We start from the raw sequence: 17,734 nt of genomic DNA on the forward strand, positions 1-17,734 counted from the left end.
CTGCGCAGTCCTTTTCGCAATGCCCAGCCCAGTGGCCAACGCCGACCTGAGCCAGCGCATCGCGGCGGCTGAGCAGTATCTGGCGACACGGCCCGGAACAGTGGGATTCGTGTTGCGGGACCGTGTGACGGGCGGAAAGTACCGAAACGCCAAAGCGGCGAGCCCGATCTGGACGGCGTCGACGATCAAACTGGCGATGGTCGCCGATCTGCTCACCAGAGAGCAGGCAGGGCAGATCCGGCTGAGCGATGCCGATCGGCGACAAATGGTCGCCATGCTGCGCAGTTCAGACAATGCCGCCGCCGACGCGTTGTGGTCGCAGTACGGCGGAACCGATCAGGTGTTCAACGCTAACTTCGCCCGCTACGGGATGCCTAACGTCCGTCCGCAGAGCGGCTTCGGTGACGTGTTCCCCTACTGGGGGTTCCAGAAGGGCACGGCCGACGACTTCGACGGTCTGATGAACTACGTTCTGACCGGCCTCGCCCCGGGCAACGCCGCTGCGGTGGTCGCCGAGATGCAGCGCGTCGACGGCGACCAACAGTGGGGTGTCTGGGGGTCGGGGCCCGCCATGGCGCCCGGTAACAAGAACGGGTGGTCGCAGGAAGAGGGCGGCTGGGTGGTCAACAGCGTCGGCTTCGCTGGACCGAAACAGCGGTTCACCCTTGCGATCATGAACTCGCTCGACGGGCAGGGAGGCTACGACGAAGGCGTCGAGACGACGACGCGGCTCGCGCAGATACTGCTCGGATCGAACTAGCCCACACCGAGGAGCACGTCGTGCTGTTCGGTCATCCGCTGCTGGATCGCATTGACGACCGCCGCCACCTCGGGTCTGCGCAACGTCTCGGGGCGAGTGACGAGCCAGTACGTCAAGCGGACCGCCACCTCGTTCACCAACACCCGCACGAGGTCGTCATGGCGGTCGGCCATGAAGCACGGCAGCAGGCCGATGCCCGCTGCCGCCCGCGTCGCCTCGACGTGGACGAAGACGTTGGTGGACGTGACGGATTCGCGCATGGCAGGGGCGAAGCTCGTCGCCACATCGAGGTCGTCGACCTGCAGCATCGAGTCGATGAAGTACACCAGCGGATAGCGCGCGAGATCCGCGACGCTCGCCGGGCTTCCGTTTTCGGCCAGGTAGTCGCGTGCTCCGTAGAGGCCAAGACAGTAGTCGCCGAGCCGGATCGCCTTGGCGCGGTGCACCTTCGGCTCGCCGACCACGATCTCGACGTCCAGGCCGGAGCGCTGCTGGGTGGCGCGCCGGGTCGCTGCGACGATCTCGACCGCGACGTTCGGATGCTCCCGTTGCACCTGCGCGGCGGCGGGCGCGGCGATGTAGGCGGAGAAGCCGTCGGTCGCGGATATCCGGACGACGCCCTCGAGCGCGGGCTGGCCGCCGGCGTGCACGGACAACGAGCGTACGGCGGATTCGACGGCCTCGGCGGCCGACAGTGCCTCACGGCCGAGGTCGGTGAGTTCCCAGCCGCCGGCGACGCGGGCCAGTACGCGCCCGCCGATCGACCGCTCCAGCGCGGCGATGCGGCGTGAGATCGTCGTGTGATTGAGGCCGAGTTCCTCCGCAGCGATGTTGTAGCGGCCCGAGCGACCAACTGCGAGCAACACGAGGAGATCGTCGGCGCTGGGCTGCATATCTGCATTTTTGCAGATAGCTCCTGCAGTTTTGATCATTGCAGGTAGGGGTACCTGCATGAATACTCACAGAGGTCTGTGCGGTGCATCACAATCGAGGGAGCGTTCGATGACGATTCACAACGAGCCCGGATCAGTTCCGACGGGCCTCAAGCGAGTGGTGGCGGCGTCGATGGCCGGGACCGTCGTGGAGTGGTACGAGTTCTTCCTCTACGCCACCGCGGCCACGCTGGTTTTCAACAAAGTGTTCTTCGCCGAAGGCTCTGGCGACAGCGCGCTCATCGCGGCACTGCTCACCTACGGCGTCGGATTCCTGGCGCGCCCGCTCGGCGGTGTCGTCTTCGGGCATTTCGGCGATAAGTACGGCCGCAAGAAGTTGCTTCAGTTCAGCCTATTGCTCGTCGGCAGCGTGACGTTCCTCATGGGATGTCTGCCGACCTACGGCCAGATCGGGATCTGGGCGCCGATACTGCTCGTCATTCTGCGATTCATGCAGGGCTTCGCCGTCGGCGGCGAATGGGGCGGCGCCGTCCTGCTCGTCGCCGAACACAGCCCGAACCGCGAACGCGCATTCTGGGCCAGCTGGCCGCAGGCGGCTGTCCCCGTCGGCAACATGCTGGCGACGGTCGTGCTCCTCGTGCTGACCGGCACACTGTCGGAAGCCGCGTTCCTGTCGTGGGGTTGGCGGGTCGCGTTCTGGCTGTCAGCGGTCGTCGTCCTCGTCGGCTACTACATCCGGACCAAGGTGACCGATGCGCCGATCTTCCTCCAGGCGCAGCAGGAGGTGGAGCGGGTCAAGGCCGTGTCCTACGGCGTGTTTGAGGTGCTGAAGCGTTATCCCCGTGGGGTTTTCACGGCAATGGGACTGCGGTTCGCCGAGAACATCATGTACTACCTCGTCGTCACGTTCTCGATCGTCTATCTCAAGAACCACGTCGGCGCTGACACAGGTGACATCCTGTGGTGGCTGTTGGCCGCGCACTTCGTGCACTTCCTCGTCATCCCACAGGTCGGGCGGCTCTCCGACCGTTACGGGCGCAGGCCCGTGTACATCGTCGGCGCGATTCTCGCGGGCACCTGGGGCTTCTTCGCTTTCCCCTTGATGAACACCGCGAACTATTTGGCGATCATGGCCGCGGTCATCATCGGTCTGGTGATTCACGCGATCATGTACTCGCCGCAGCCGGCCATCATGGCGGAGATGTTCCCCACGCGCATGCGGTATTCGGGCGTATCGCTCGGCTATCAGGTGACGTCGATCGTGGCCGGATCGCTGGCGCCAGCGATCGCCACCTGGCTGCTCGGCGAGTTCGGCACGTGGGTGCCCATCGCGATATACCTGGCTGCGGCCTCGGTGATCACCCTGGTGGCAGCGGTGTTCATGCGCGAGACGAACGGCATCGATCTGGAGAGCCTCGACGAGGCCGACCGTGAGGAACTCGCGAAAGCCGGTGTCGTATGAGCGAACTCGCGGGCCGCACCGCGCTGGTCACCGGTGGCGCGAGCGGTATCGGTGAGGCGTGCGCGCGGGAGCTGGCGGCGCGCGGGGCGGTGGTCACGGTCGCCGACCGCGACGACGTCGGCGCCAAGGCGTTGGCGGACGACATCGGCGGAAAGGCCTGGGCTGTCGACCTTTCCGATGTCTCGGCGCTCGAAGAACTTCAGCTGGAAGCCGACATCCTGGTCAACAACGCCGGGGTTCAGCACGTCAGTCCCATCTCCGAGTTCGGTCCCGATCGCTTCCGGCATCTGATGACGTTGATGGTCGAATCACCGTTCCTGCTCATCCGCGCCGCGCTGCCGCACATGTGCAGGCAGAACTTCGGCCGGATCATCAACATCTCCTCGGTACACGGCCTGCGGGCGTCGGAGTTCAAGGTCGCCTACGTGACCGCCAAACACGGGCTCGAGGGTCTGTCGAAGGTGACGGCGCTCGAGGGTGCACCGCACGGCGTCACGAGCAACTGTGTAAACCCCGGCTATGTGCGAACTCCACTGGTGACCAAGCAGATCGCCGATCAGGCCAAGGTCCACGGCATTCCTGAGGATAAGGTGGTCACCGACATCCTCCTGAAGGAGAGCGCCATCAAGCGTCTGGTGGAACCCGAGGAAGTGGCGGCCCTGGTGGGCTGGCTCGCGTCGCCGACCGCCGGCATGGTGACCGGCGCGTCCTACACCATGGACGGGGGCTGGAGCGCGCGATGACCGCACCGCAATGGGCGCCGACGGATGAGGATGTCGCCACTGCCTGCGTGACCGACTTCGCGCGCTTCGTGGCTGACCGCACGGGGGTGACGACCACCGACTACGCGTCGCTGTGGCAGTGGTCGGTGGACGAGCCCGCCGCGTTCTGGTCGACGTTGTGGGATTACTTCGAGTTGGGTTCTCGCGGCGACACGGTCCTCGAGAACGACACGATGCCCGGGGCCCGATGGTTTCCTGGCGTCACCCTGAACTACGTCGACCAGGTCATCCGCAATGCGCGCACCGACCGTCCCGCGATCATCCAGGTGTCAGAGGACGGCACCGACGTCGAGATCTCATGGGCCGAATTGCTGGGACGCACAGCGGCATTCGCCGAGAAGCTACGCTCGCTGGGGGTTGGTGTCGGCGACCGCGTCGCCGGATATCTGCCCAACATTCCCGAGGCTGTCATCGGCTTCCTGGCGACCGCGAGCATCGGCGCGATCTGGAGCGCCTGCGGCCAGGACTACTCGGCGAAGGCCGCACTGGAGCGGCTGGGTCAGCTCGAGCCCGTGGTTCTGCTGGCGGCCGACGGTTATGAGTTCGGCGGTAAGCATTACGACAAGCGTGAGGACGTCGAGGCCCTGCGCGGGGGACTGCCGTCACTGAAGGCGACCGTGATGGCCTCCGAGCTCTCCGACTCCGGCGGCGAATTGCAGACGGTACCCGTCGACTTCGACCATCCCCTGTGGGTTCTGTACTCGTCGGGGACGACGGGTAAGCCCAAGGGGATCGTCCACGGTCAGGGTGGCGTTCTGCTCGAGCACTTGAAAGCCGTTGCTCTGCAGTCGGATATCGGACGCGACGACACCTTCTTCTGGTACACCAGCCCCAGCTGGATGATGTGGAACTTTCAGGTGGCCGGGCTGTTGGTCGGTGCGACGATCGTCTGCTATTCGGGCAGTCCCAACGCCCCGCGGCCGGATGCGCTGTGGGAGATCGCGGCTCGGCTGCGCGCGACCGTCCTGGGCACGAGCCCGGGATATGTGCTCGGATGCGCCAAGGCAGGTGCTGTCCCGCGCGAGGAACACGACCTGTCCGCGCTTCGCACGGTCGGCATCACCGGATCGTCGCTGCCGCCGTCGTCCTCACTGTGGTTGCGCGACAACGTCGGTGAGCATGTCCAAGTGAACTCGATCAGTGGTGGCACGGACGTCGTCTCGGCGTTCATCGGCGGTGTACGCACCGTACCGGTATGGCCCGGCGAGCTGTCAGCGCCGTTCCTCGGGTGCGCGTTGGACGCCTGGGATGAATCAGGTAATCCGGTGCGCGGTGAGGTCGGTGAATTGGTCATCACCAAGCCGATGCCGTCGATGCCGATCAGCTTCTGGAACGACGACGACGGATCACGTTATCGCAGTGCCTATTTCGAGATGTTTCCCGGGGTTTGGCGTCACGGTGACTGGATCACGATCACCGATCACGGCAGCATCATCGTGCACGGGCGTTCGGATTCGACGCTGAATCGGCACGGTATCCGGATGGGCAGCGCTGACATCTACCAGTCGGTGGAGCGACTGCCGGAGATCGCCGAGGCGTTGGTGATCGGCTGTGAGCAGGAGGACGGCGGGTACTGGATGCCGTTGTTCGTTGTGCTGGCCGAGGGGGCTGCGCTCACCGATGAGCTACGTGAGCGGATCAAGAAGGCCATTCGCGAGGAGGTTTCTCCGCGACATGTTCCCGACGAGATCATCGAGGCTCCCGGCGTGCCGCATACGCGTACCGGGAAGAAGCTCGAGGTGCCGATCAAGAAGCTGTTCGCCGGCGCTGACGCTGCGAAGGTGGTTGAGCGCACCGCCGTCGACGACCCCGATCTGCTGGATTGGTATGCAAGCCTGAAGCGCTAGCGTGTCAGTTCTCCGACCGGATGATGTTCTCGTCATCGTCGTCGGTGATAGTCAGGATGATGTTCATCTGAGTACTCCTTTCTGAGAGGGCTGATCCCAAGATCAGGGATCGAACTTGGCGTTTCCTTAACGAGTTCGAAATTACGGGCCATGCGCTGCGGTGGCTCGCTTGTGCGCACTACTCGCGAAGCATCAAATAGTGCGCCTTTTGCGCGTTTTGCTCGCCGATCCAGACTTGTCGGTGGGTGGCTGTAGTGTCGAACATATGTTCGAGTGTGAGTTCGTCGGCGCTGACGATGCCTCTGTCGTCGGTGCGGTCGCGGAGCTGACCCGAGCTGAAGCCGCCACCGCGGCGCGGCGGTTGGCGGCGATCGCGGAGCTCAGGCGTCGGCGGGTGCTCGGTGAGGATGATGAGCGGGCGCGGTGGGCGTGTGATTGGTGGGATAGCGCGGCGGCGGAGGTGGCCGCGGCGATGAACATCTCTACGCGTAAGGCATCCGGGCAGATGCGGATTGCGGTGGCTTTACGAGATCACCTGCCCGGTGTGGCTGCCTTGTTTTCCGGGGGTGAGCTCAGTGCGCGGGTGGTCGGGGCGATCACGTGGCGTACGCAGTTCATCGAGGATGAGGCGGTGTGGGCGCTCATTGATCGTGCGATCGCCGCGCGGGCGAGCCGGTGGGGTCCGCTGGGCGAGGACAAGCTGGTCGCGGCGGTGGATGCGTTGGTGTTGGAGTTTGATCCGGCGGCGTTGATGGTCAGTAAGACCATGGCCCGCTCGCGTGATTTCGTGGTCGGTGATCGTGAGGATGAGGACGGGACCACGTCGGTGTGGGGCCGGTTGTCGGCCGCGGATGCGGCGGTGTTGAAGAAGACGATCGCGGCGATGGTGGCCACGGTGTGTGAGAACGATCCGCGATCGGCCCATGAGCGTCGCGCGGATGCGTTGCGGGCGATGGCCGACCGCAACGACCACCTGCCGTGTGGGTGTGACTGCCCGAACTGCCCTGCCCGGCAAGGCAACCCCGCACCCAAGTCCTCGGTCGTGGTCAACGTTTACACCGACCAAGCCACCCTCGACGCTCTGACCGCAAAGACGGTCCAGAGCCCGGCGCCACAGACTTCCGAACCCCCGATCCTGACTCCTGCGCCCGCGGATCCGATGGAGACTCCAGCACCGGAGACTTCCGCGGCCTACACCGCTGTGTCGGCGGGTACGGCGCTGTTGGGTGGTACTGAGGTGATGCCGACTCCGCTGCTGGCCGAGTTGTTGCGCACCGGCGCGAAGCTACGACCGCTATGCACGCCCGACGCTGAACCGGAGTCGGGTTATCGGCCGTCGGCCAAGCTGGCGCGGTTTGTGCGGGGCCGGGATCTGACGTGCCGGTTTCCCGGGTGCACCGCCCCCGCGGAGGTCTGCGATATCGACCATGTGATCCCTTACCCGCTTGGGGCCACGCATGCGTCGAACCTTGCCTGCCTATGCCGAAAACATCACCTGCTCAAGACATTCTGGACCGGCGATTGGCAACTGACGCTACGCCCTGATGGGGCGGCGGTGTGGACGTCGCCGACCGGGCACACGTACACGACCTATCCGGGGTCGCGAGCCTATTTTCCGGACTGGGACACCAACACCGGGGACCTGCCGCCCCCATCGGAGTCGCAGACCTTCAGCACCGACCGCGGGGTGATGATGCCCCAACGCCGGCGCACCCGCGCCGACGACCGCGCCGCACGCATCAAAGCCCTACGCGAACATAACAACTCACCGCCACCCTTCTAGGTGAGCCAGGCGCCGATGCGGCGTACAGCCTCCTCGATATCACTCTCGGGGCCTGCGAAGGACAGTCGCACGTACGAGCCGCCGCGCACTGTGTCGAAGTCGACGCCCGGTGCGATCGCGACGCCAGTATCGGCTAACAGCTTCGAGCAAAACGACAGCGAGTCGGTCGTCAGGTGCGACACGTCGGCATACACGTAGAACGCACCGTCGGTCGGTGCGAGTTTGTCGATGCCGATGCCCCGTAGTCCGTCGAGCAGCAGGCGCCGATTACTCGCGTAGTGATGCAGCAGCGCGTCGGCCTCGGCGATCGACTCCGGAGTGAACGCCGCGACCGCGGCAACCTGTGCCAGCGTCGGCGGGCAGATGGTGAAGTTGCCCGTCAGGCAGTCGACAGCACGTTGCAGCTCCTGCGGTACCAGCAACCACCCCAACCGCCAACCAGTCATCGCGTAATACTTCGAAAAGCTGTTCACCACAACGGCTTCCCGCGACGTCGACCATGCGCAACTCGTCTCTGGCGCGCCCTCGTAAACCAGCCCGTGGTACACCTCGTCGCTGATCAGTCGCACACCCGTCGACTCGCACCACGATGCGATCGCGGCCAGTTCTTCCGGCGGAATCACCGTCCCGGTCGGGTTGGCCGGACTCGCGACGATGACGCCCTGCACCGGCGGATCGAGTTCCGCCAGCATCTGCGCTGTCGGCTGGAACCGCGTCTCCGGCCCGCACGGAATCTCCACGACCTCACACCCCAGCGCGGACAGGATGTTGCGGTAACACGGATATCCCGGGCTCGCGATCGCCACTCGGTCGCCCACGTCGAAACACGCGAGAAACGCCAGCAGAAAGCCTCCGCTCGAACCGGTCGTGATCACGACGTCCGCCGGGTCGACTGTCAGCCCCCGTCGATCCTGATAGGACGCGGCGATCGCCGCGCGCAACTCCGGAATACCAAGCGCCACGGTGTACCCGAGAACCGTATTGTCCAGCGCCGCCTTCGCGGCCGCGCGCACCGCCTGCGGCGCACCCGAACTCGGCTGACCTGCCGAGAGATTCACCAGATCGCCATGACTGCGCTGACGCTCGGCGGCGGCCAGCCACACATCCATCACATAGAACGGCGGGATGCCCGCACGCAGTGCGACGTTCATCGGGCCGGCAACTGATCGAGGTCGTGGAAGAACCCGTGTACGTCGGCGTAATAGAACGGCTTGAGTGCGCCGTACACGCCGCTCCAATCAGGCACCCACGCGACCAACGCGTCGAGAAGCGTTGTGCACGTGTCTGGGTCGAGTTCCTTGCGCGCGATGACCACCGGCGGTCGGCAGCTATCGTACCTGCCTATGATCTTCGTCTTCTCCGCGTTCTCGGGTGTCGTCTTCCATACGTCCTCGAGCACCATAGTCGCGCGGACCTCGCCGGACACGACGGCGTCGATCTGCCCTTGCCACGGGGGAACCGGAACGAAATGCATGAACTCGTCCCACGTCTTGCCGTGCTGCGTCAGCAGAATGGCCGGCGCGTAGTAGCTCGACGTGCACGACGTGTTTATGTATCCGTATTCCGCGCCAGCCAGATCGTCAAGCCCGGTCGCGGCGTCGTCGGACCTGACCACGAGCAAGCTGCTCTGGCGGGGATCGCCGGAGAACTTCGACGTCGCGATCGTCAAGCCGCGGTAGTGCTCGTCACCGCTTCGCAGCAGGTGGTGAAAATCGGCAGTGGGCACATACGCGAAGTCCGGCTGGTGGTCCGCCAGTGCCTTATCGATCGCCGTAAGGTCGGTAGTCTCCTGAGCGGCGATACCCGCTGCGGCGAGCGTGGTCTTCCACGGCTCATCGCATGCGGGCAGTCCCAGATTCTGGTCCAAGACGAAGCTCAGCGACGTCACGGGCCCAACGTTAGAGCACTTCGGACTCGAGCCGGCGCAGATGCTCGCGCGGCGGCCCGAGCAGCTGTGCGCTGCCGTGTGCCCGCTTGAAGTACAGCTGAATGTCGTGCTCCCACGTGATGGCGATGCCGCCGTGCATCTGGACCGCCTCGCCCACCACTTTGGAGAACGCTTCGCTCGCCGAGAACCGGGCCAGCGCCGCTGACGTCGGCGACGGCTCGGCGATAGCCTCATTCACCACCGCGCGCGCCGACTGCACGGCGACGTACAGATCGGCCATCCGGTGCTTGAGCGCCTGAAAGCTGCCGATCGGCCTGCCGAACTGAACCCTGTCCTTCGTGTACGCGACAGTGAGGTCGAGACACTTCGCGGCCGCGCCGATCTGCTCGGCGGCCAACAGGATCGCCGCCGTATCGGCCAGGCCCGGGTCGGCGCCGATCTCGGCGTCACCCTTCGATTCGATGCTTGCCAGCCGACGTGTCGGATCCATCGACTTCACAGGATGGGCGGTGAACTCCGTCAGCCGCTTCAACTGCTGACCGTCAGCGGTGATCACGACGTCCGCGACGTCGCCGCTGATCACGAAATCCGGATCGAACGCGACGGTGCCGATCTTGGTACCCGCCGCGAGCTCCTCGAGCATGTCGGCATCCGGCTCGTCTGCGGTCAGCAGCGCCAGCTCGGCGAGCGTTGTGCCGAGCAGAGGCGTCGGCACCAGTCCCTTGCCGAGCTCCTCGAGTACGACGGCGGCATCGGCGAGCTCACCGCCCGCACCGCCGAGTTCCTCGGGCACCACCAGAGCCGCAGCACCCACCTGCTCGCACAACAACTTCCACAGCGACTCGTCGAAACCGCGCTCGGAGTCCATCGCCTCGCGGACGGCCTCAGGCGACGCGTGCTTCTCGACCAGTGCGGCTACCGTGCCCCGCAGCAGTTCCCGTTCTTCACTCACAATGCCTCCAGAAGCCGTCGCCGATGCAGCGCGGGATCGCCCCACGCCGAACGCAGCGCCTGTACGCGCAACAGCGACAGCGACATGTCGTGCTCTTGCGTGAATCCGATCGCGCCGTGTGTCTGCAGCGCCGAACGTGCCGCCAGCAGCGCGGCATCCGATGCGGCGACCTTGGCCGCACTGACGTCGCGCGCCGTCTCCGCCGACCCATCGGCCAACGACAGCGCCGCGCCGTAGACGAGTGGCCGCGCCAGCTCGAGTGCGATGTGTACATCCGCGAGCTTGTGCTTGATCGCCTGATACGTACCGATCACCGTGCCGAACTGGCTGCGCTGCTTGGCGTATTCGACGGACATGTCGAGCAGGGCCTGCCCGGCACCGAGCAGCTGCGCCGCTGTCGCCAGCACACCGAACTCGTAGGCGCGGGCCACGTCGGCGGCCTGTCCTTCACCGGACGCGCTGACGTGGAACAACTTTCGGCTCGGGTCGACCGATTCCACCTCTTCGCCCGCGGTGCCCTCGCTGACCATCCCGTCGGCCGCCACCAGGATCAGACCGGCGGTGTCGGCGTCCACTGCCCGCGGCACCTGCGGGGGCATCGCGACGGTGGCGATCAGCTCACCCGACGCCAGCGCTCCGCTGCGCTCATCGTCGGAGAGCAGAACTGGTGCCACCGCGATGGATTCGGTCACCGGGCCGGGAACACACCACCGGCCCAGCCGTTCGGCGGCGACCACCAGATCGACGGGGTGTGCTTCGATCCCGTCGAACTTCTCGGGAACCATCAGGGCTGTCACTCCCAGGTCGGCAAGCTGTGCCCACACTTTGCGGCCGGGAGCGGGATCGCCCGCAGCCCATGCGCGCACCGCGGCGGGCATATCGGCCGCACCGAGTGCGGCGTCGATGCTGGCAGCGAAGTCGCGCTGCTGTTCGTCGATTTCAAAGTTCATGTGTCTACTTCCGCGGCAGGCCCAGCAGGCGCTCGGCGATGATGTTGCGCTGAATCTCGTTGGTACCCGCATAGATAGGGCCGCCCAGCGCGAACAGCAGCCCCTCGGTCCACGAATCGGCCAGCTCGGCGTCGGCGCCACGCATGTCGAGCGCCGTCTGATGGATCGCCACGTCGAGGTCCGACCAGAACACCTTGGTGACCGACGACTCGGCGCCGAGTTCACCGCCACCACTCACCCTGGTGACGGTGCCGAACGTGTGCAACCGGTAGGCCTGTGCCTTGATCCACGCGTCGGCGACACGGTCGGCGTACACGGGGTCGGGATTGTCTTTCCACTGCGCCACCAAGCGTTCCGCTGGTGCGATGAAGCGTGCGGGGCTGCGCAGCGACATCCCGCGTTCATTGCTCGACGTGCTCATCGCGGCGCGCCAGCCCTCGTGTACCTCGCCGATCACGTCGTTGTCGGGAACGAACACGTCGTCCAGGAAGATCTCGCCGAAACCGGTGTCGCCGCCCAGCTGGGCGATCGGGCGCACCGTGATGCCGTCGGCCTTCAGGTCGAACATGAGGTATGTCAGTCCCTTGTGGCGCTGCGCCTCGGGATCCGAGCGGAACAACCCAAACCCGCGCTCGCCAAACGGTGCGCGCGAACTCCAGATCTTCTGGCCGTTGAGCAGCCAGCCGCCGTCGGTCCTGGTGGCGGTTGACCGCAACGATGCCAGGTCGCTGCCCGACTCAGGCTCAGACCACGCCTGCGCCCAGATCTCTTCGCCGCTGGCCATTTTCGGCAGCACGCGGTCGAGCTGCTCCTCGGTGCCGTGCGCAAAGAGCGTCGGCGCGAGCATCGAGGTGCCGTTGGCGCTCGCGCGGCCGGGGGCACCCGCGCGGAAGTACTCCTCCTCGTAGACCACCCACTGCAGCAGCGACGCGTCACGGCCGCCGTACTTCTCGGGCCACGTGATCACCGACAAGCCGGCGTCGAACAGCACCTTGTCCCATTGCCGGTGTTGTTCGAAGCCCTCGGCGGTGTCGTAGGACTTCGTCGGGAACTTGTCCTTGTTCGCCGAAAGGAATTCGCGCACCTCGGACTGGAAGTCCAGGGTCGCGTCGTCGAAGTTGAGATCCATCAGAACTCCTAATTCCGCGTCCCGCGGAGAACTGGCTTTACTACCTTGCCGCCCGGATTACGCGGCAGCACGTCGAGAAACTCCACGAATCGCGGAGCCTTGAAGTTCGCGAGATGCTCACGCGTGTAGGCGATCACCATCTTTTCGTCCAGCTCCACGCCCGGCTTGAGCACCAGGAACGCCTTGCCGACCTCGCCCAACCGCTCGTCGGGCACCCCGATGACGGCCGACTCGGCGACGCCGTCGAGCCGCGCCAGCACCTGCTCGATCTCGGCGGGATAAACGTTGAAGCCGCCGCAGATGTACATGTCCTTGAGCCGGTCGGTGATCGTCAGGTTCCCACGCTCGTCCAACCGCCCGATGTCGCCGGTGTGCAGCCAGCCCTCGGGATCGATTGCCGCGGAGGTGGCTTCGGGGTCGTCGAGGTACCCGAGCATGACGTTGGGCCCGCGCAGCAGCACCTCACCAGAGCCGTCCTCGGACGGGTCGTCGATGCGCAGCTCGAAGTCGGCGATCGGGCGCCCGCACGTCGTTGCGACTGTGACTGCGTCGTCCTCGGCGCGGCACATCGTGCCGAAGCCGCTGGCCTCGGTCAGACCGTAGGCGGTCAGCACGATGTCGATGTCGAGTTCGGTCTGCATGCGTTCGATCAGCACCACCGGGATCGTCGCCGCACCGGTGACCGCGAACCGCAGCGAGGTCAGGTCGTAATCGCCGCGCTTGGGATGGTCCAGCAGTGTCTGGTAGATGGTGGGCGGCCCGGGCAGCACCGTGATCCGATGCGCGGCCACCGCGGCCATCGCCTGCTCCGGGTCGAACGTCAGCTGGGGGATCAGCGTCGCGCCGGTCTGCAGGCATGCCAGGATGCCGGCCTTGTAGCCGAAGTTGTGGAAGAACGGATTGATGCAGAGGTAGCGGTCGGCGCTGGTGAGCTCTCCGCAGGCGGCCCATGCTGCCGGCGCATCGAGCGACTGGCGGTGTGCGCACTCCACGCCCTTGCTGCGTCCCGTGGTGCCGGAGGTGAAGAGGATGTCCGAGACGTCGTCCGGGGTGAGGGCGTCGACGCGGGCGTCGACGCCGTCGAAGTCGGTCCCTCGCGCGACGAACTCGTCCCACGTCCCGTCATCCTTCTCAATTGGGACGCGAATCACGTGCCGCAGATCCGGCAGGGCGTCCCGGTCGATGGACGCGGCCTTGTCGGCGCCGAGGAACTCACCCGCAGCGAACAAGAGGGGAGTGGCGGTGCGGGCCAGAATGTCGGTGGCCTCGCCCGCGGTGTAGCGGGTGTTCAGCGGCACCATCACGCCGCCCGCGTAATGCGTGGCCAGGCACGCGACCACCCAGTGCCAGGTGTTCGGCGACCAGATCGCGACGCGGTCCCCGGCCTGCACGCCCAGGTCGATCATGGCTGCGGCGGCCTGCCGCACCTCGGTGCGCAACTGCGCGTAGGTCAGCTGACGATCGTCGGTGACCAGCGCGTCGTGATCGGAGAATTGGTCGGCGATCCGGTCCAGGACCTGCGGAATGGTCCTCGGATCGTCCGTCATCGATGCTCCTCTAACAAAGCAAGTGCTTGGTAGGTTAGCCTACAGGGGTGATAGAGGTCCAGGAGTTCAGGGCCGAGGTCCGCGACTGGCTCGCCGAGAATCTCGCCGGCGAATTCGCCGCGATCAAAGGCCTGGGAGGGCCGGGTCGCGAGGATGAGGCGTTCGAGGAACGGCGCGCATGGAACCAGCATCTCGCGGCCGCCGGCTACACATGTCTCGGCTGGCCCGAGGAGCACGGCGGCCGTGGTCTGACAGTTGCGCACCGCGTCGCCTTCTACGAGGAATACGCGATCGCGAACGCCCCCGCGAAGGTGAACCACTTCGGTGAGGAACTGCTCGGACCGACGCTGATCGCCTTCGGCACCCCCGAACAGCAGCAGCGCTTCCTGCCGAAGATCCTCGACGTCACCGAGCTGTGGTGCCAGGGCTACTCCGAACCCGGCGCGGGCAGCGATCTGGCCAACGTCGCGACGACCGGCGAGCTCGTCGGCGACGAATGGGTGATCAACGGCCAGAAGGTGTGGACGTCGCTGGCGCACTGGGCGGACTGGTGCTTCGTCGTCACCCGCACCGAGAAGGGTTCCAAGCGGCACGCGGGACTGTCGTTCCTTCTGGTGCCGATCGATCAACCCGGCGTCGAGGTGCGGCCCATCGTCCAGCTGACCGGTGACTCCGAGTTCAACGAGGTCTTCTTCGACGACGCGCGCACCGAGGCCGGACTGGTCGTAGGAGAACCGGGCGACGGTTGGCGCGTCGCGATGGGACTCTTGACCTTCGAGCGTGGCGTTTCGACGCTCGGTCAGCAGATCGAGTACGCCCGTGAGCTTTCCGGTGTCGCCGAGCTCGCGAAGAGCAACGGCGCAGCCGACGATCCGCTGATCCGCGAGCGGCTGGCCCGGTCATGGGCAGGCCTGCGCACCATGCGGTCCTACGCGCTGGCGACCATGGACGTCGAACAGCCGGGACAGGACAACGTCTCGAAACTGTTGTGGGCCAACTGGCACCGCGAGCTCGGTGAGATCGCGATGGAGGTAATTGGCCGCGACGGTCTGACGCTGACCGACGGCGACTTCGACGAATGGCAGCGGCTGTACCTGTTCTCCCGGTCGGACACGATCTACGGCGGTTCCAACGAGATCCAGCGCAACATCATCGCCGAGCGGGTGCTCGGCCTACCCCGAGAGGTCAAGGGCTGATGAGTTTGGCCGAAGCGCCCAAAGAGATTGAGGGCCACGGACTTCTGACCGGCAAGGTGGTTGTGGTGACCGCCGCCGCGGGCACCGGCATCGGCTCGTCGGTGGCTCGGCGCGCGCTGGCCGAGGGGGCCGACGTCGTGATCTCCGATCACCACGAGCGTCGCCTCAACGAAACCCGCGATCAGCTGACCGAACTCGGTCTCGGCCGCGTCGAAAGCGTCGCGTGCGACGTGACGTCCACCGCGCAGGTCGACGCGCTGATCTCGTCGACGACTGCGCGGATGGGACGGCTCGACGTACTGGTCAACAACGCGGGTCTCGGTGGCGAGACGCCCGTCGTCGACATGACCGACGAGGAGTGGGACCGCGTTCTCAACGTGACGCTGACATCGGTGATGCGTGCGACGCGCGCCGCGCTGCGGTACTTCCGGGACGCCGACCACGGCGGTGTGATCGTCAACAATGCCAGTGTCCTCGGCTGGCGGGCGCAGCACTCGCAGTCGCACTATGCCGCGGCCAAGGCCGGTGTGATGGCGCTGACACGTTGTAGCGCAATCGAAGCCGTCGAACACGGCGTGCGCATCAACGCAGTGTCACCGAGCATCGCGCGGCACAAGTTCCTCGAGAAGGTCAGCAGCTCCGAGCTCCTGGACCGACTCTCCGAGGGCGAGGCCTTCGGACGCGCCGCCGAGCCGTGGGAGATCGCCGCCACTATCGCATTCCTCGCCAGCGACTACTCCAGTTACCTGACTGGAGAAGTGATTTCGGTGTCGAGCCAGCGAGCATGACCACACCCGCGGCCGGTCAGCCGGCAACTCGGCGCGACGAGCTCCTCGAGCTCGCCGCGGCGATGTTCGCCGAGCGCGGGCTGCGGGCGACGACGGTGCGCGACATCGCGGACTCCGCGGGAATCCTGTCCGGCAGTCTCTACCACCACTTCTCGTCCAAGGAGGAGATGGTCGACGAGGTGTTGCGCGGCTTCCTGGACTGGCTCTTCGAACGCTACGAGCAGATCGTCGCCACCGAGCCCAATCCGCTGGAACGGCTCAAGGGCCTGTTCATGGCGTCGTTCGAGGCGATCGAAGACCGGCACGCGCAGGTCGTCATCTATCAGGATGAGGCGAAGCGGCTCGCGGGCCAGGAGCGGTTTGCCTACGTGGAGAAGAGAAACCAAGAGCAGCGCAAGATGTGGCTGGACCTGCTCAACCAGGGCATCGAAGACGGGTACTTCCGTCCCGACATCGATATCGACCTGGTCTACCGGTTCATTCGCGACACCACCTGGGTTTCGGTCCGCTGGTATCAGCCGGGCGGTCCACTCACGGCCGAAGAAGTCGGCCGACAGTACCTAGCCATCGTTCTCGGCGGTATCACCAAAGAAGGAGTTGAGTAATGCCTGAGGCATACGTCATCGAAGCTGTCCGCACGGCTGTCGGCAAGCGCAACGGCGGACTGTCCGGCGTGCATCCCGTCGACCTCGGCGCCGCCGGGTGGCGCGGGCTGTTCGACCGTGTCGATGTGGATCCCGGTGCCGTCGACGACGTCATCGCCGGCTGTGTCGACGCCATCGGACCTCAGGCCGGCAACATCGCCAGGCTGTCGTGGCTGGCCGCCGGATACCCCGAAGAGGTGCCCGGTGTCACTGTCGACCGCCAGTGCGGTTCGAGCCAGCAGGCCATTTCTTTTGGCGCACAAGCGATCATGTCCGGCACCGCCGACCTGATCGTGGCCGGTGGCATGCAGAACATGAGCCAGATCCCGATCTCGTCGGCCATGACGGTCGCCGAGCAGTTCGGTTTCACCTCGCCGACCAACGAATCCAAGAGCTGGCTGCATCGCTACGGCGACCAGGAGATCTCGCAGTTCCGCGGTTCGGAGCTGATCGCCGAGAAGTGGGGCCTTTCGCGCGAGGAGATGGAGCAGTTCTCACTGACCAGCCATCAGCGAGCGCAGGAGGCGATCCGCGCGGGCCATTTCGAGAACGAGATCATCGGCGTCGACGGTTTCGTCATCGACGAGGGTCCGCGCGACACCTCACTGGAGAAGATGGCGGGTCTGAAGACCCTCGTCGAGGGTGGCCGGCTGACGGCCGCGATGGCCAGCCAGATCTCCGACGGCGCGAGCGCCGTGCTGCTCGCCTCAGAGAACGCAGTGCAGGCGCATAATCTGAAGCCGCGCGCTCGCATCCACCACATCAGCGCCCGCGGCGCCGATCCGGTGTTCATGCTGACCGGCCCGATCCCCGCCACCCAGTACGCGCTGAAGAAGACGGGGCTGACGATGGACGACATCGACACTGTCGAGATCAACGAGGCCTTCGCCCCCGTCGTCATGGCGTGGATGAAGGAGCTCAACGTCGACCACGCGAAGGTCAACCCCAGCGGCGGTGCGATCGCGCTCGGTCACCCGCTGGGTGCGACAGGTGCCAAGCTGTTCGCGACGATGCTGAACACGTTGGAGCGCACCGGCGGTCGCTACGGTCTGCAGACGATGTGTGAGGGTGGCGGCACCGCCAACGTCACCATCATCGAGCGCCTCTGACCGA

16 protein-coding genes are annotated in these 17,734 nt (G+C 65.7%); 9 read left to right on the forward strand and 7 right to left on the reverse strand.

All coding sequences use genetic code 11. The features are described from left to right. Positions 1-19 precede the first annotated feature (19 nt). Positions 20-760: a tat pathway signal sequence gene (locus ACIA48_RS20725; RefSeq protein WP_396736812.1), complete on the forward strand. Its 741-nt coding sequence runs from the start codon at positions 20-22 to the stop codon at positions 758-760. On the opposite strand, the gene ACIA48_RS20730 is transcribed toward ACIA48_RS20725, so the two are convergent. Beyond that, complete coding sequence (locus tag ACIA48_RS20730; RefSeq protein ID WP_396735673.1) at positions 757-1,713, reverse strand: LysR family transcriptional regulator; 957 nt, start codon at positions 1,711-1,713, stop codon at positions 757-759. The two genes, ACIA48_RS20725 and ACIA48_RS20730, sit on opposite strands and share 4 nt — an antisense overlap. Before the next feature lie 49 nt (positions 1,714-1,762). Here ACIA48_RS20730 and ACIA48_RS20735 point away from each other — a divergent pair, with 49 nt between their 5' ends. From ACIA48_RS20735 to ACIA48_RS20750, 4 genes are all read left to right on the forward strand, one after another. Further along, a complete protein-coding gene (locus ACIA48_RS20735) occupies positions 1,763-3,115 on the forward strand; it encodes an MFS transporter (protein WP_396735676.1) in 1,353 nt (450 codons plus the stop codon). Continuing rightward, positions 3,112-3,858 (forward strand): 3-hydroxybutyrate dehydrogenase, encoded by a 747-nt coding sequence (locus ACIA48_RS20740; RefSeq protein WP_396735678.1) that lies wholly within the window; start codon positions 3,112-3,114, stop codon positions 3,856-3,858. Before ACIA48_RS20735 ends, ACIA48_RS20740 begins: the two co-directional genes overlap by 4 nt. Beyond that, positions 3,855-5,744, forward strand: a complete 1,890-nt coding sequence (locus ACIA48_RS20745) for an acetoacetate--CoA ligase (RefSeq protein WP_396735680.1) — start codon at positions 3,855-3,857, stop codon at positions 5,742-5,744. The genes ACIA48_RS20740 and ACIA48_RS20745 overlap by 4 nt, the downstream gene beginning before the upstream one ends. 265 nt (positions 5,745-6,009) lie before the next feature. After that, positions 6,010-7,527, forward strand: a complete 1,518-nt coding sequence (locus tag ACIA48_RS20750) for a DUF222 domain-containing protein (RefSeq protein WP_396735682.1) — start codon at positions 6,010-6,012, stop codon at positions 7,525-7,527. Here the strand turns inward: ACIA48_RS20750 and ACIA48_RS20755 are convergent. From ACIA48_RS20755 to fadD3, 6 genes are read right to left on the reverse strand one after another with little or no spacing between them, the layout of a single operon-like run. Next, the gene (locus ACIA48_RS20755) at positions 7,524-8,678 is read right to left on the reverse strand and encodes a pyridoxal phosphate-dependent aminotransferase (protein ID WP_396735685.1); all 1,155 of its coding nucleotides are present in this window, start codon (positions 8,676-8,678) and stop codon (positions 7,524-7,526) included. The two genes, ACIA48_RS20750 and ACIA48_RS20755, sit on opposite strands and share 4 nt — an antisense overlap. After that, on the reverse strand, positions 8,675-9,415 hold the full coding sequence (locus tag ACIA48_RS20760) for a phosphate/phosphite/phosphonate ABC transporter substrate-binding protein (RefSeq protein ID WP_396735688.1): 741 nt from the start codon (positions 9,413-9,415) through the stop codon (positions 8,675-8,677). The genes ACIA48_RS20755 and ACIA48_RS20760 overlap by 4 nt, the downstream gene beginning before the upstream one ends. A 10-nt stretch (positions 9,416-9,425) precedes the next feature. Then, the gene (locus ACIA48_RS20765) at positions 9,426-10,367 is read right to left on the reverse strand and encodes an acyl-CoA dehydrogenase family protein (protein WP_396735690.1); all 942 of its coding nucleotides are present in this window, start codon (positions 10,365-10,367) and stop codon (positions 9,426-9,428) included. Then, a complete protein-coding gene (locus ACIA48_RS20770) occupies positions 10,364-11,317 on the reverse strand; it encodes an acyl-CoA dehydrogenase family protein (protein WP_396735692.1) in 954 nt (317 codons plus the stop codon). Before ACIA48_RS20770 ends, ACIA48_RS20765 begins: the two co-directional genes overlap by 4 nt. A 4-nt stretch (positions 11,318-11,321) precedes the next feature. Next, a complete protein-coding gene (locus ACIA48_RS20775) occupies positions 11,322-12,446 on the reverse strand; it encodes an acyl-CoA dehydrogenase family protein (RefSeq protein ID WP_396735694.1) in 1,125 nt (374 codons plus the stop codon). A gap of 8 nt (positions 12,447-12,454) precedes the next feature. Further along, a complete protein-coding gene (fadD3, locus tag ACIA48_RS20780) occupies positions 12,455-13,993 on the reverse strand; it encodes a 3-((3aS,4S,7aS)-7a-methyl-1,5-dioxo-octahydro-1H-inden-4-yl)propanoate--CoA ligase FadD3 (RefSeq protein WP_396735696.1) in 1,539 nt (512 codons plus the stop codon). 47 nt (positions 13,994-14,040) lie between these two features. Here fadD3 and ipdE1 point away from each other — a divergent pair, with 47 nt between their 5' ends. From ipdE1 to fadA6, 4 genes are read left to right on the forward strand one after another with little or no spacing between them, the layout of a single operon-like run. Further along, positions 14,041-15,189 (forward strand): acyl-CoA dehydrogenase IpdE1, encoded by a 1,149-nt coding sequence (gene ipdE1, locus ACIA48_RS20785; RefSeq protein ID WP_396735699.1) that lies wholly within the window; start codon positions 14,041-14,043, stop codon positions 15,187-15,189. Continuing rightward, entirely contained in the window at positions 15,189-15,977 is a 789-nt protein-coding gene (ipdF, locus tag ACIA48_RS20790; RefSeq protein WP_396735702.1) for a (5R,7aS)-5-hydroxy-7a-methyl-1-oxo-2,3,5,6,7,7a-hexahydro-1H-indene-carboxyl-CoA reductase, read from the forward strand. Before ipdE1 ends, ipdF begins: the two co-directional genes overlap by 1 nt. After that, positions 15,974-16,582 carry a TetR family transcriptional regulator KstR2 gene (kstR2, locus tag ACIA48_RS20795; RefSeq protein WP_396735705.1) on the forward strand — a complete coding sequence of 203 codons (609 nt, stop codon included), beginning with the start codon at positions 15,974-15,976 and terminating at the stop codon, positions 16,580-16,582. The genes ipdF and kstR2 overlap by 4 nt, the downstream gene beginning before the upstream one ends. After that, positions 16,582-17,730: a steroid 3-ketoacyl-CoA thiolase FadA6 gene (gene fadA6 / locus ACIA48_RS20800; RefSeq protein ID WP_396735708.1), complete on the forward strand. Its 1,149-nt coding sequence runs from the start codon at positions 16,582-16,584 to the stop codon at positions 17,728-17,730. Before kstR2 ends, fadA6 begins: the two co-directional genes overlap by 1 nt. Positions 17,731-17,734 lie beyond the last annotated feature (4 nt).

It is taken from the genome of Mycobacterium sp. NPDC051804, from assembly GCF_044452905.1.
Lineage (GTDB): Bacteria > Actinomycetota > Actinomycetes > Mycobacteriales > Mycobacteriaceae > Mycobacterium.

Excerpts from the sequence above, each read along its gene's own strand:
- ACIA48_RS20725 (WP_396736812.1), top strand. The coding sequence starts at position 20 with ATGCCCAGCCCAGTGGCCAACGCCGACCTGAGCCAGCGCATCGCGGCG.
- ACIA48_RS20730 (WP_396735673.1), bottom strand. The coding sequence starts at position 1,713 with ATGCAGGTACCCCTACCTGCAATGATCAAAACTGCAGGAGCTATCTGC.
- ACIA48_RS20735 (WP_396735676.1), top strand. The coding sequence starts at position 1,763 with ATGACGATTCACAACGAGCCCGGATCAGTTCCGACGGGCCTCAAGCGA.
- ACIA48_RS20740 (WP_396735678.1), top strand. The coding sequence starts at position 3,112 with ATGAGCGAACTCGCGGGCCGCACCGCGCTGGTCACCGGTGGCGCGAGC.
- ACIA48_RS20745 (WP_396735680.1), top strand. The coding sequence starts at position 3,855 with ATGACCGCACCGCAATGGGCGCCGACGGATGAGGATGTCGCCACTGCC.
- ACIA48_RS20750 (WP_396735682.1), top strand. The coding sequence starts at position 6,010 with ATGTTCGAGTGTGAGTTCGTCGGCGCTGACGATGCCTCTGTCGTCGGT.
- ACIA48_RS20755 (WP_396735685.1), bottom strand. The coding sequence starts at position 8,678 with ATGAACGTCGCACTGCGTGCGGGCATCCCGCCGTTCTATGTGATGGAT.
- ACIA48_RS20770 (WP_396735692.1), bottom strand. The coding sequence starts at position 11,317 with ATGAACTTTGAAATCGACGAACAGCAGCGCGACTTCGCTGCCAGCATC.
- ACIA48_RS20775 (WP_396735694.1), bottom strand. The coding sequence starts at position 12,446 with ATGGATCTCAACTTCGACGACGCGACCCTGGACTTCCAGTCCGAGGTG.
- fadD3 (WP_396735696.1), bottom strand. The coding sequence starts at position 13,993 with ATGACGGACGATCCGAGGACCATTCCGCAGGTCCTGGACCGGATCGCC.
- ipdF (WP_396735702.1), top strand. The coding sequence starts at position 15,189 with ATGAGTTTGGCCGAAGCGCCCAAAGAGATTGAGGGCCACGGACTTCTG.
- kstR2 (WP_396735705.1), top strand. The coding sequence starts at position 15,974 with ATGACCACACCCGCGGCCGGTCAGCCGGCAACTCGGCGCGACGAGCTC.
- fadA6 (WP_396735708.1), top strand. The coding sequence starts at position 16,582 with ATGCCTGAGGCATACGTCATCGAAGCTGTCCGCACGGCTGTCGGCAAG.